This is a genomic window from Paraburkholderia sp. BL17N1, assembly GCF_003634175.1.
Lineage (GTDB): Bacteria > Pseudomonadota > Gammaproteobacteria > Burkholderiales > Burkholderiaceae > Paraburkholderia.
In genome coordinates, this window is sequence record NZ_RBIW01000002.1 from 1,717,395 (window position 1) to 1,730,726 (window position 13,332).

At 62.9% G+C, this 13,332-nt stretch carries 11 protein-coding genes; 3 read left to right on the forward strand and 8 right to left on the reverse strand.

What is annotated here, in order from left to right; translation table 11 throughout:
• Nucleotide 1 precedes the first annotated feature (1 nt).
• From B0G82_RS27635 to oxlT, 8 genes are all read right to left on the reverse strand, one after another.
• Entirely contained in the window at nt 2–1,273 is a 1,272-nt protein-coding gene (locus tag B0G82_RS27635; RefSeq protein ID WP_121309694.1) for an MFS transporter, read from the reverse strand.
• Nucleotides 1,270–2,373: a nitronate monooxygenase gene (locus B0G82_RS27640; protein ID WP_121309695.1), complete on the reverse strand. Its 1,104-nt coding sequence runs from the start codon at nt 2,371–2,373 to the stop codon at nt 1,270–1,272. Before B0G82_RS27640 ends, B0G82_RS27635 begins: the two co-directional genes overlap by 4 nt.
• Before the next feature lie 49 nt (nt 2,374–2,422).
• A complete protein-coding gene (locus B0G82_RS27645) occupies nt 2,423–3,640 on the reverse strand; it encodes a YbfB/YjiJ family MFS transporter (RefSeq protein WP_121309696.1) in 1,218 nt (405 codons plus the stop codon).
• A 318-nt stretch (nt 3,641–3,958) separates the two neighbouring features.
• Nucleotides 3,959–4,885, reverse strand: coding sequence for a LysR family transcriptional regulator (locus tag B0G82_RS27650; RefSeq protein WP_121309697.1), 927 nt, complete (start codon nt 4,883–4,885; stop codon nt 3,959–3,961).
• Nucleotides 4,886–4,968: 83 nt separating this feature from the next.
• Nucleotides 4,969–5,400, reverse strand: coding sequence for a PAS domain-containing protein (locus tag B0G82_RS27655; RefSeq protein WP_121309698.1), 432 nt, complete (start codon nt 5,398–5,400; stop codon nt 4,969–4,971).
• Nucleotides 5,401–5,505: 105 nt separating this feature from the next.
• Nucleotides 5,506–6,756, reverse strand: coding sequence for a formyl-CoA transferase (frc, locus tag B0G82_RS27660; protein ID WP_121309699.1), 1,251 nt, complete (start codon nt 6,754–6,756; stop codon nt 5,506–5,508).
• 24 nt (nt 6,757–6,780) lie between these two features.
• On the reverse strand, nt 6,781–8,523 hold the full coding sequence (oxc, locus tag B0G82_RS27665; RefSeq protein WP_121309700.1) for an oxalyl-CoA decarboxylase: 1,743 nt from the start codon (nt 8,521–8,523) through the stop codon (nt 6,781–6,783).
• A gap of 64 nt (nt 8,524–8,587) precedes the next feature.
• Nucleotides 8,588–9,919, reverse strand: a complete 1,332-nt coding sequence (oxlT, locus tag B0G82_RS27670) for an oxalate/formate MFS antiporter (RefSeq protein WP_106282701.1) — start codon at nt 9,917–9,919, stop codon at nt 8,588–8,590.
• Between the two features lie 464 nt (nt 9,920–10,383).
• On the opposite strand from oxlT, the gene B0G82_RS27675 reads away from it, so the two are divergent.
• From B0G82_RS27675 to B0G82_RS27695, 3 genes are all read left to right on the forward strand, one after another.
• Nucleotides 10,384–10,773: a hypothetical protein gene (locus tag B0G82_RS27675; protein ID WP_121309701.1), complete on the forward strand. Its 390-nt coding sequence runs from the start codon at nt 10,384–10,386 to the stop codon at nt 10,771–10,773.
• A 342-nt stretch (nt 10,774–11,115) separates the two neighbouring features.
• Complete coding sequence (locus B0G82_RS27680; RefSeq protein WP_116147158.1) at nt 11,116–11,700, forward strand: hypothetical protein; 585 nt, start codon at nt 11,116–11,118, stop codon at nt 11,698–11,700.
• A 538-nt stretch (nt 11,701–12,238) separates the two neighbouring features.
• Nucleotides 12,239–13,261: an SGNH/GDSL hydrolase family protein gene (locus tag B0G82_RS27695; protein WP_121309703.1), complete on the forward strand. Its 1,023-nt coding sequence runs from the start codon at nt 12,239–12,241 to the stop codon at nt 13,259–13,261.
• The last annotated feature ends 71 nt before the right edge of the window (nt 13,262–13,332 follow it).

Sequence of the window (13,332 nt, forward strand, 5' to 3'; positions counted from 1 at the left end):
CTCAGGCAGCGAGACTCTGACGAGTGCGCGCCCACTGCGCAAGCGCGGCGCACGCCACCAGCAGCGACCCGGTGACGAAGAACACGGAGTGCAGCCCGAGATGGACCGCGATCACGCCGCCGATAATCGGACCGACAACCTGTCCGCTGAATTGCGCCGACTGCAAATAGCCGAGCATCTGACCGGTCTTGTGCTCTTCCACTGCATGCCGGGCCAGTTTGGCAATCGCAGGCAGAAGACCGGCCAGCGTCATGCCCATCAGCGCGCGTAATCCCGCCAGTTGCCACCATGCGTGAACGAACGCTTGCGGAATCATCACCAGACCCGTCAACACCAGACAAGCGACGATCACGTTCCAACTGCCGACCCGATCGGCCAATGCGCCGAGGCGCGCGGCCGTCAGCATGCTGCCGAAAGCCGAACAGGCCATCACGATGCCCGCCACGCGCGCCAGATGAAGTGACGGCACGCCGAGACTGCCCACATAGACGGTGATGACCGGCTCGATCGACATGTTGGCGAGCAGCACCATCATCGCGGTGACGAGCAAGGCGGCGATCACCGGATAGTTGTTGCGATGTGTGCTCGCCGGCGCATGCTCGGCGGGACGCCGCGTGGAATGAGCGGCCGGGTCGAAATCTTCCTTGACGACGAAGATCGTGAGCAACGCGGCGACCGCGATCATGGCGCCGCCGGCGAAGAACGTGCCGCGAATGCCGAGCCAGCCCGGCAAAAAACCGCCGACGAGCGGCCCGATCAGGTTGCCGGCCAGCGCGCCCGTCGACAGCACGCCCAGCGCCCAGCCCGCACGTTCCTTCGGCGCCTGGGTGCCGACCATCACCGTCGACGCCGACGAGTAGCCGCCCACGAGACCCGCGAGCAAACGCAGGGCGACGAGTTGATGCACGTTGTGCGCAATGCCGATCAACGACATCACCACGGCCATGCCGACGGCCGCGCGCACCAGCATCGGCTTGCGGCCATAACGATCGGCAAGGCGCCCCCACACGGGCGCAGTGACAGCAGTGCCCAGAAACGTGGCGCCGAACGCGATGCCCGACCACTGGATGACGGCGGACTGCGACTGCACCCCGAGTTGCTGGACGTAGATGGGCAAGAACGGCAGCAGCATGCTCAGGCTGACGAGCGTGGTAAACGAGCCGAATACGCACACGGCCAGATTGCGGCGCCAGTAACGTTCATGTCGCGCGGCATAGTCGAGGCCGCGCGTCGGCTGACCGGACGGCACGGAAACTTGCGAGGGGGTATTCATATCGCCTTCCCGGCAAACGAATGCGAGCGTGACTGACCCTCCGCTTCGGCAAGTTCGCTCATCAATGTGGCAACTAATTGCGCCGCGGGCAACGCTCTTGCGAGCGGCGCGCCCTGGCCGGCCCACTGGACAGCAAAATCGGAATCGCCCTTGGCGCGGGCCGCGGCGTTCAGCGCTTTGGCGGCGTCGTATGCAATCGGATAGTCGGGCAGCGGCGGCGCGTCCGGCGAGTCTACGTCGATATACAGCCGGTTGCTCAAACCGCGCGCAGGGCGGCCGGAGATCGCGGCCGTCACGGCCGTCCGGTACGCGCGTTGACTGGTCAACGCGTGCCGGTAGGCGGCATCCGCGCCCGATTCCGGACACAGCACGAACGCGGTGCCCATCTGCACGGCGCTAGCGCCGAGGAGCAATGCGCTGGCAATGCTTTGACCGTCCATGATGCCGCCCGCGGCGATGACCGGCAGCGTCGACTGTCTGGCGATCAGCCGGACCAGCGCGAGGGTGCCGATCATCGCGTCGTCGTCCGGATTGAAGGTGCCACGGTGACCGCCTGCTTCGGCACCTTGCGCGACGATCGCATCGAGTCCCGCCTGCTCGATTTGCAGGGCTTCGTGTGGCGTGGTCGCGCATCCGAACAGCAGAATGCCGGCGCGATGCAGTTCATTGATCCATTCGCGCGATGGCAGCCCAAAATGAAAACTGACGACAGCGGGACGTTCTTCGATCAACACTTGCAGCATTGCCTCGTCGACCACGAAGCTGGTGTAAATCTCCTTGAGCGCGACCGGCGTTCTGGCGCCGAACTCAGCGAACAGCGGTTGCAGATGCGCCAGCCAGGTGGCTTCGCGGAGCGGATCGCTGTACGCCGGCCGATGGCAGAACACGTTGACATTAAACGGCTTGCTGGCGAGCGCGCGTGTCGCGACGATCAACTCGCGCGCCTGCTGCGCGGTACTCGCACCCACGGCGATCGAGCCGAGCGCGCCGGCATTGGAAACAGCGGCGGCGAGGGCGGGCGTGGAGATGCCGGCCATCGGCGCCTGAATGATGGGATGCTGCATGCCGAGTGCCTGCAGAAAGCGGATATCGGAGGTCATGGGGTTCTCACAGTTCGAGTAGTGGGTAGAGTCGCCTGCAGCGGAGTGGCTAGGCTTGCTTCGGACCGAAGCGAAGCGCGCCGAACAGGTCCACCGCGAGAGCAAGCGCCAAAGACGCCGCACCGATCACGAACAGCGTCGTGTAGTTGCCGCCGTCGTGCGCGAACAGAAACGACAAACCGTACGCCGCGACGGCCTGCAAGACGGCGAAACTGGTGGTGGCCGCGCTCCACGCGCCTTTCTGGGCCGCCGGATGATGAGTGAGCAATTCATTGATCCTGCCGAGCACGAGCGCCACGATGCCCGGCACGAATGCGCCGACCACGACGCTCGACACGATCAACGCCGCCGGGCCACGCACGACAGCCGGCAACGCGACCGCGACGATCTGCAGGACATAGGCGACACGCAATGCCGGACCGAAGCCGGCGCGGTCAGCCAGATGACCTGTCAGCAGCGGGCCCACGATCGCCCCGAGTCCAAACAGCACCCAGTATTGCGCGCCGGCGTCGAGACCCTTGCCGAGGCCGCGCGCCACGAAATCGACGAGAAAGATCATGTGCGGGACGAGGCCCACGGCGTTCAACGCATACTCGGCGTAGAGCGCGCGCAGCGACGCAGCCGGATAGGTCTGGCTATGCCTTGTGTGATGCGACGCGTGCTGTGCGACGGATTCGCCTCGTCCGGGCCAGCCGTTCCATGCGATGGCCGTCAACGCGAGGGAGATCGCGGCGAGTCCCAACCACGTTTGCATCAGGCCTTGGCGCAGCAGGATCGGCACGATCGTCCCGGATGCCACAATGCCGAGACCGATACCGCTGAAGATCGCACCGCTCGCAAAGCCCCTGCGCGATGGAGTCACGTGCGCGAGAACAGTCGGCGCGGCCAGCACCATCAGCGCGCCGCCCGCGAGGCCCGATGCGAAGCGCCAGACGAAGAACCAGAGAAACGAAACCGGAAAGGCGCAGGCGACGGACGCGACGGTCGCGAGCAGCATCATCGCGCGTAACACGGAGGTCGCATCGAATCGTCGCGCCAGCCAGCCGCCCGCGAGCGCGCCCGCCAGATAGCCGCCGAGATTGGCCGCGCCGAGATACGCGGCGGTCGAGGCCGGAAACCAGTGCGCGCTGACAATGGCCGGCAACAACGGGGTGTAGGCGAAGCGCGCGAGGCCGATACCGACAAGGCTCGCGCTGGCGCCTGCCAGCGCGCCGCGCCACACGTTGAATGCCGGCGGGATCGGTTCGTTGACGACTGCACGTTCCATCACTGCCTCCACGGTTCGGTTACGCGCCGACTCGTCTTGCTGGCCGGTTCGACACGAAAGGTACGAAGGTCACTGCTCGCAATGCCTCGCAAAGTGACAAACAATGCCTGCCTGGAGCGCCCACGCTGGGGCCGGCGTCCATGTGCGGATGTGTGTCCGTGACGAAGATTGCCGAGTCGAGCGCGACGTCGGCCGTGTCAGTGAATTACCGGAATGGCCGACGGCTTGCGCCAGGTGATCTCGATGGAGGTAAGTCTAGATTGAACCGATTGAAGAGAGAATCCACGCGGCACGGCAGACATTCTTCCGCGAAACGATTCAATTTCGGGTGGTAATCCGCTCGGACTGCGTGAAATGCTTGCGCAGACGCGGTGTCGCGAAATCGACGAACGCGCGCACCTTGGGCACGGCAAGGCGTCCGTGCGGGGTCAGCAAGTGGACCGGCAGCGGGGCGGGTTCGTTGTCGCTCAGGACGATCTTCAGCGTGGCTTCCTTGACCTGTTCGGCGACGTGATAGGAAAACATGCGGGTGACGCCGTGCCCCGCGACCGCCGAGGCCACGGCCGCCTGAATACTGTTGACGATAAAGCGAGGCGTGAACTGCACCACGCGCGGAATCGTCGAACCGTTCGGCGGCGGAAAGCTCCACGAGTCCAGGCCGAAATGAGTCATGGAGATGATCTGATGCTGGGCCAGATCGGAAGGTTCGGTAATGGGAGGGTGTTTCGCCAGGTAGCGAGGCGACGCCGCAACGACCCGCCGCACTTCGCCGACGGGAATTGCCACTAGCGTCGAATCGGGCAGGTGAGCGATGCGCAACGCCAGATCCATCCCTTCGTCGATGAGGCTCACCGGGCGGTCGAGCATATTCAGGCGGACCGACACAGCCGGATAGCGGTCGACGAAGTCGTCGATGATCGGCTGCAGCATGTCCTGGCCGGCGGCCACCGGCGCGGTGATCGTGAGCAGCCCGCGCGGCGCGGAGCGCTCGCCGGCGATCAGCAGGTCGGCCTCTTCGAGATCGGTGAGAATGCGGCGGCAGGCGGCGGCATATCGTTCGCCGGCTTCGCTCAGTTTGATGGTGCGCGTCGTGCGATGCAGCAAGGCCGTGCCGACATGCTCTTCGAGGAACGCAATAGCGCGGCTAACCGCAGCGGGCGAGCGGCCGAGTCGACGGCTCGCGCCCGCCAGGCTGCCTTCGTCGAGCGTGGCGACGAACACCTTCATTGCGTCGATGCGGTCCATGTTGCCTGATCCGGTGTGATTGAAAACGCGATCTGGCAGAGTCTACAGCGATGGACCGAAAGGCAGTGTTGTGGCAAGGGCGCTCATGCGCCGGCGGATGCCTCCAGTTCCGCAAGCCGCTTGCGCAGCAGGCGATCCTCCTGGAAGCGGCTGGTCTCGTCGCGAATCACGGCGACGATGCCGGTGAGTTCGTTTTGCGGCGAATGCAGCAACGCGACCGTAAAGGCGATCGACAGCGAGCGTCCGTCCTTGTGCACGGCGGGGACGCGCAGCACGTCGTTGCCATAGCGGGTTTCGCCGGTCGCCATGGTCTTGTGATAGCCATCCCAGTGCCGGCCGCGCAGACGCTCCGGGATGATCAGGTCTAGCGAATTGCCGAGCGCCTCGCCTTGCGTGAAGCCGAACATGCGTTCAGCCGCGGGGTTCCAGAATGTGATGCTGCCGCGGGCGTCGGAAATGATGATCGCGTCGCCGATTGCGTTGGCAAGTTGCTGGAAGTCGATGGCGTTTTGCATGGCGCTCCCCCTCGATCTGAAAAACACGAATGCTCAATAGAATACGGCGCCGCCAGGACGCCGCATCGGCAAGGCCGGGCTGATACCCGGCCTTGCGTAGCACCATTAAACCGCTTTCACTTCGCGCAGGTTGAAGATGTCCTCCTTGCTGTACCCGAGGCTCGCGAGCACTTCCTCGGTGTGTTCGCCCAGCAGCGGCGAGGCGGTGACTTCCGGCTTCAGATCCGAAAACTTGATCGGGCTGCCGACGGTCAGATACGAGCCGCGCTTCTTGTGCGGCACTTCGACAATCGTGCCGCTCGCACGCAACGACGGATCATTCGCCAGTTCCTTCATGGTCAGCACCGGCGCGCACGGAATGTCGAACTTGCGCAGGATGTCGACCGCTTCGAACTTGGTCTTGTCGGCGAGCCAGCCTTCGATCGTGTTGAAGATGTCGAAAATATGCGGTTGACGTGCTTCCGCCGTCTTGTAGGCCGGGTCGTCGATCCACTCGGGCTTGCCGAGGGCCTTGCAGATCGGCTCCCACGCATGGCCCTGGATCGTGAAATAGATGTACGCGTTCGGATCCGTTTCCCAGCCCTTGCACTTGAGCACCCAACCCGGCTGACCGCCGCCGCCCGCATTACCGCCGCGCGGCACGACATCGCTGAATTCGCCGTGCGGATACTGCGGATATTCTTCCAGGTAGCCGACACGTTCCAGCCGTTGTTGATCGCGCAGTTTCACGCGGCACAGGTTCAGCACGCTGTCCTGCATCGACACCGCGACCTTCTGGCCCTTGCCGGTTTTGTCGCGTCCCAGCAGGGCGGTCAGAATGCCGATGGCCAGATGCATGCCGGTGTTGCTGTCGCCGAGGGCGGCCGCGCTGATGGTCGGCGGGCCGTCCCAGAAGCCGGTGGTGGAGGCCGCGCCGCCCGCGCATTGCGCGACGTTTTCGTAGACCTTCAGGTCGTCGTAGTGGTGGCCGTCGCTGAAGCCCTTCACCGAAGCGACGATCATCTTTGGGTTGAGCTCGTTCAGGCGTTCCCACGAAAAACCCATCCGGTCCAACGCGCCCGGGCCGAAATTCTCGACCAGCACGTCCGATTCGCGGATCAGCTTTTCGAGCACCTCCTTGCCTTCGGGTTTTTTCGTGTCCAGCGTGAGCGACTTCTTGTTGCTGTTGAGCATCGTGAAGTACAGCGCGTCGGCATCAGGGATATCGCGTAACTGGTTGCGCGTCACGTCGCCGGAACCCGGCCGCTCGACCTTGATGACGTCCGCGCCGAACCAGGCGAGCAACTGTGTGCAAGCGGGGCCCGCTTGAACATGGGTGAAGTCGATGATCCTGATGCCTTCGAGAGGTTTGGTCATGTTGAATCTCCGTGGTTGCCCAGACTACTTTTTCATTGCCGCGCTTTGCGGATTCAGATTGGTCAAGCGGCCGCTTTCGGTGCCGGCCGCTTCGTCGATGACGGCGTTGATCAGACTCGGTTTGCCCGAGGCGATCGATTCGAGCAGCGCCTTCGTCAGTTCCTCCGGCGTGGTCGCGTGATAGCCGATGCCGCCGAATGCCTCGATCATCTTGTCGTAGCGCGCGTTCTTCACGAACACGGTCGGCGCGACATCTTTGCCGCCGGTCGGGTTCACGTCGGTGCCGCGATACACGCCGTTGTTGTTGAAGACGATGGTGCAAACCGGCAAGTCATAACGGCAGATGGTTTCGAGTTCCATGCCGCTGAAGCCGAACGCGCTGTCGCCCTCGATCGCGACGACCGGTTTGCCGCTCGTCACCGCCGCGCCGATCGCGAAGCCCATGCCGATGCCCATGATTCCCCACGTGCCCGAATCGAAGCGTTTGCGCGGCTCGTACATGTCGATGATGCTGCGCGCGTAGTCGAGCGTGTTCGCGCCTTCGTTGACGACGTTGATGTCCGGCCGTGTTTTCAGCACGTCGCGGATCGCGCGCAACGCGCTGTGGAAATTCATCGGCGACGGGTTCTTGTCGAGCGTCGCGGCCATCTTGGCGAGATTCTTGTTCTTGCGCTCCGCGATCGCGCCGGTCCATTCGGTGTCCGGCTTCTTGTAGCTCGCATCGAGGCCTTCACGCAGCGCCGCCACGCACGAACCGATATCGCCGATCACCGGCGCGGCGATCGCGACATTGCTGTCGATTTCCGTCGGCGAGATGTCGACCTGGACGAACTTCTTCGGCTCCGCGCCCCACGTCTTGCCCTTGCCGTGCGAGAGCAGCCAGTTCAGACGCGCACCGATCAGCACGACGACGTCGGCTTCCTGCAGCACGAACGAACGCGCCGCCGACGCCGATTGCTCATGTGTATCGGGCAGCAGGCCCTTGGCCATCGACATCGGCAGATACGGAATGCCGCTTTGTTCGACGAAGCCGCGAATCTCCGCGTCGGCCTGCGCGTACGCCGCGCCTTTGCCGAGCAGGATCAGCGGACGCTTGGCGCTCTTCAGCACATCGATGGCGCGCTTGACCGATTCCGGCGCGGGCAATTGACGCGGCGCCGCGTCGATCACGCGCACCAGCGATTGCTGCGCTTTCACGGCGTCCATGGTTTGCGCGAGCAGCTTCGCGGGCAGGTCCAGATAGACGCCGCCAGGGCGGCCCGACACCGCGGCGCGGATCGCGCGTGCCACGCCGATGCCGATATCTTCCGCATGCAGCACGCGATAAGCGGCCTTCGCGTACGGCTTGGCTGCATTCAACTGATCCATCTCTTCGTAATCGCCTTGCTGCAGATCGACGATTTCGCGTTCGCTCGAGCCGCTGATCAGGATCATCGGGAAGCAGTTGGTGGTCGCGTTGGCGAGGGCGGTCAGTCCGTTCAGAAAGCCCGGTGCCGACACCGTCAGGCAGATGCCCGGCTTCTTCGTCATGTAACCGGAAACGGCCGCCGCATTGCCCGCGTGCTGTTCATGGCGAAAGCCGATGAAACGCATGCCTTCCGCCTGGGCAAGACGCGCCAGGTCGGTGATCGGGATGCCGACCAGGCCAAAGATGGTGTCGATGTCGTTCAGTTTCAGCGCGTCGATGACGAGATGGAATCCGTCGGTCGTCTCGGTCGCCTGTTGTGTCGACGTGTTGTCTGTTGTGGGCTGGTCGGCTTCTGCCATGACATCTCTCCTTGTTGGCGGGGCGTAGTGTGGTGTGTCGCGAGCGGGGCGCTCGCGTGGTCAGTCAATCAGGCGAGCCGCCGGACGACGGCTGCAGCCGTGCTTCGGCGATAACGACGCTGGCCGGCGCGCCTGAGTTTTCGATCCAGCGCTTTCTCATGGGGGCGAGGATGAATTTCGCGGACACGGCTGCCGCGATCGACACCACGGCGGCGCAGATGAACACCGTGCTCCATCCGCCGTTCGCCGACAGCACCGATGCCAGCGGCACCAGCATCGACGCGGTGCCCTTCGCGGTGTACAGCGTTCCCGCGTTGGCGGCGGCGTATTTGCTGCCGAACGTATCCGCGCAGGTCGCCGGGAAGATCGAGAAGATTTCGCCCCAGCACAGGAACACGGCAGCCGCGAAGAACATGAAGGCGTACGGGTTATGGCCGAACTGCATGAGTCCCAGCAGCGCGACGCCTTCGCCGAGAAAGATCATGAACATCGTGTTTTCCCGGCCGATGCGATCCGACAGAAAGCCGCACAAAGGACGGGTGAAACCGTTGCACAGGTTGTCGATAGACAGTGTCATCGTGAGGAGCGGCAGCGTGATGCCCATCAGATTCACGGGCAGCTTGGCAAAGCCGTATTCCTTCGCAATCGGCCCGAGCTGCGCGGTCGCGATGATGCCGCCGGCTGCGACGAACACGAACATCAGATACAGCACCCAGAAGAGCGGCGAACGGATCATCTCGCCCGGCGTGTAGTCGATCTTGCTGGCAACGATGCGTTTGGCGGCGACAGCGTTGGCGGGCGGCTTCGGCCGAATCAGCATGGTAGCGAGCAGCAGAATGCAGACGCCCTGGAATATGCCGAAGAACATGAAGGTGTGCTGGTAGCCCGAGCGTTGGATCATGTCGGCAATCGGGATCACGGTGACGGCCGCGCCGGCGCCGAAACCCGCCGCGGTCAAACCCGCCGCGAGACCGCGCTTATCCGGAAACCATTTGAGCGCCGTGCCCACACAGGTGCCGTACACGCAGCCCGCGCCGATCCCGGCAATGACTGCCGCGGCGTACAGCTCGGCGAGACTGCTTGCATGGGCGTCGATGATCCAGCCGAGCGCCGCGCACAGCGAGCCGCCAATGACAACGGGACGCGGCCCGAACTTGTCGACGAGCCAGCCTTCGACCGGCACAAGCCAGGTTTCGGTGACGATGAAGATCGTGAACGCTGTCTGGATCGCCGCTTGTCCCCAGTGGTGGGCGTTGTCCATTGGTACGACGAACAGCGTCCACGCATATTGCAGATTCGCGACGAGTCCCATGCACACAATGCCGATCGCGAGTTGCACCCAGCGGTGATGCGTGAATGCAGTGCGGCCTCTTTCCGATGCGCTGGAATGTCCCATGTCTCCGTCTCCTGTATATTCCGTCGCGCTCAAATGGCGCGTTGGACTTACGTGATCGAACCGCTTCATCGCCGTTTTATTTGCGGCAGCGAGGCGCCGATGGTCGGCCAGAGGGAGCTGCACTAACGAAAACCCTTACCCGTGGAGCGAAAAACCGGCGAGTGAGAGGCGATGAGTCGTGCAGCGCGTCTGAGTGGATGCTGCGCGAGAACAGCAATAAGGAAAAGTTAAAACATTTTATGGTTTGCATTCGGCATTCCTAATGGATGCGCTGTCGCCCTTGCCCATGGCTCGATTGCCGGCGATGGCTGGCTGTCCAAGGTGCGCGCATCTCGATGCTGTGACCACTTGGGGTAAACCAATATATAAACAAAGCACTATCGTTTTTCGAAAAAACTTTAACTATTGTTTATTTATGCGCTCTTCTACTCTTCGTTCATGCCACCTGCCTGACGGAGACGACCATGAACCCCTCGCAATTCCACGCTGGCGACAGCGCGCACCAAGCTGAAATTCAGGCGCAACTGTGCGCCTATAACGCCGCTTTCGATGAACTCGGCCTGCGCTTTCGTTGGGATACGCAGACGCTGGCGTTGCTGGCCATGATCGACGGCGAACAGGCGCAGATCGCCGCGTATATCGAAGCACATCATGCGCACTTGTTGAAAGCGTATAGCGCGGAGTTCTTGAGTCAGGCCATTCTTGAGAAGAAGCGTGCGCGTTATCCGGCGCCGCTGCCGAGACGTGTGGAAAGCGCGCCGCGTCAGAGTCGCGTGGGTCATCAGCCAGAGATGAGCAACTGGCGCGAACGCGTTTTGTACGAGTTGGAACTGCCGGCGCTGGCCGGGGTGTAGATGCGGCGCAAGTAGTTTCGGAAGATGGCGCGGGCGGCGTGACAGTCGTCCGGCGCATTGGCATCAGCCTGATAGCGTCCTATAGCGCGATCGATTGGTCAATAGAGAGGTGTGCTCTGTTGATCATTAGCCATTCCCATCAGATACTCGAAGCAACGTCCCTGCGCTCGCAAGATCATGGCCACGCTGGCGATGCGAGCAGACGGCTTCTTCGCCTCCGCGCGCGGTTCATGCGTGGGACGGTTTAAAAAGTCGAGCGGGGCCGCCGTATTCTGATAGATGGCGTGCCCGCAAGTCCCGCAAATGGCGGGCGTGGCACGCGCGAGACTGAGGAGGCCCGAAATGGCGCATGCGGATCTGGCGATACTTGGAGGCGTCGGAATTCTCGCGCTGGCCTGCCTGCTCGTGTGCGGTATTTACCTGTACTGGAGCAGCGACAGATACCGCCGCCGGCAGCAGCGCCTGGAGACGCAAATCAGCGCAACGCAGGCGGCGGAGCAGAACGACGAACAGTTTTCGGAACCGGGGGCAACCATGGGCACGCAACTGAGCCAGCGCTGCAAAACTTCGCTGTATCGGGCGGTGGTCAACAACGCGCACGGCGAAAGCATCGTGTTCTTGCTTGCCGGCAGCCGTGACGATGCGCGCAAGCGGGCGGCCGGCGCACTGGCCGCTATCCACGGTACCGCGGCCGACAATGTGTCTCTCTCCAACCTGGCCTCGTTCGGCGAACTGGTCGACGTCGGTGTCAGCGAGGACGAGGAACTGCGGATATTCGAAATGGCCTGGAAAGGTGCGGATGTTAGTGCCTGGGCCGAACACCCGCTTTTCCTGACCGATGATCCCAGCTTGACGGGCAAGTGGGCCGAACTCTACGCGGATCTTGCGCGGGAGTTGGCTGTCAGCGCAATCGACCGGGCTCGCTAACCACCGGAGCGGGCGGCGCGGACGCCGTCGCCAGCGCCACGCATTGCCGTGCAACGACATCGGTCGGATCGACCAGACTGACGCGCACGACGGTCGTGCCTACGAAGCTCTTCTTCGGCAACACAAGCGGCAACTCCCGTTCCGAAACTCCGCCGCGCGCGAGAAGCTTTGATACTGGGAAAGTGCGATGAAGACTTCGATCCACATGATTTCCATTTCGGATCCGTTTTGCGTGTAGTAGAAGCGCGTGTTTCGAAGTGAGCGTGTGATTCTACGCTGGCGAATGCGCCCGATACGCCATGACGCGCGTGCCGGAACCGCACGCCGGATTGATACGGAATCCTTCGATTGACGGCGGCGATATGCGCTTGAATGCCTCGCGTCGCTCGCCATTCTCGAAAGTGTGCATGACCTCACAGCAGCGTCATCCGCGATAGCGCACGCTTATTGCTTGAAGAGTGTGCTTATCGGGAGAGCGCGACCGGCGATAAAGCCGCAATGTCGCAACGGCTCTCGGGCCAGCCAGGGAGACGTTGCGATGCGAGGAATAAATGACACGGTACGCGCTGCAATTTTTGCAGTAGCGCTGTCACTACTTACCGCGTGCGGCGGCCACGGTGGCGACTCAAATAACAGTGGTAGCGCCGCCACACCGGCCGGCGGCATCAATCTGCAAATCGTTTCGTTCGGCGACAGCCTTTCCGACGTCGGAACCTACGCGCCGCTTGCAAGCGCGGTTGGCGGCGGGCGTTTCACGACGAATCCCGGGCAGGTGTGGACTCAGGATGTCGCGCAATATTACGGCGACACGCTAAAGGCTGCCTACACGATCGACGTCACGCATAAACTCAGTGCGCAGGGCGGCCTCGGCTATGCGGAAGGCGGTGCTACCGTAGCGACCCCAGCCAATCAGTCCGATTTTCTGACTGCGGTGATCGGCAACGTCGAGATGCCCGTCAATCAGCAGGTGTCCAGCTATCTCTCGGCGCATGGCAGTTTCAACGCCAATCAACTGGTGCTCGTCTGGGCCGGCGCGAACGACGTGCTTCGCGCCGGGCAGTTGCCGGCCGCGGCGCCGACCGTGCAGACGGCGGCGAACACGCTGGCTCAGGTCGTCGGGCAGATCGTCCAGAACGGCGGCGCGCACGTCGTGGTGGTCAATCTTCCAAACGTCGGGCTCTCGCCGACCGGCCTTGCCTCATCGGATGGCGGGGCTAACCTGAGCCAGCTATCGCAATTGTTTAACGATACGCTGAACACCGCGTTGCAGACCGCAGGTGTGCAGGCAAAAGTCATCCAGGTCGATGCCTATACGTGGCTGAACGGGATCATCACCAACTTCCAGGCCAATGGCTTTGCCGTGTCGAACACCGGCCAGGCCTGCGACCCCAAGAAGACGCCCGACAACACGGCCTTGCTGTGCTCGCCGCCAACCTACGTGACCAGCAACGCGGACCAGACGTACATGTTCGCCGACGACCTTCATCCGACCACGCATCTGCACTCACTGTTTGCCCAGTTCGTCGAGCAGCAAATCGCCAGGAGCGGTCTGGGGCACTGAGAGACGGCGTACAGCGCATGGAGAAAAACCGTTTATGCCCATGTACCGTCATCGCACGCCAATCACATGAC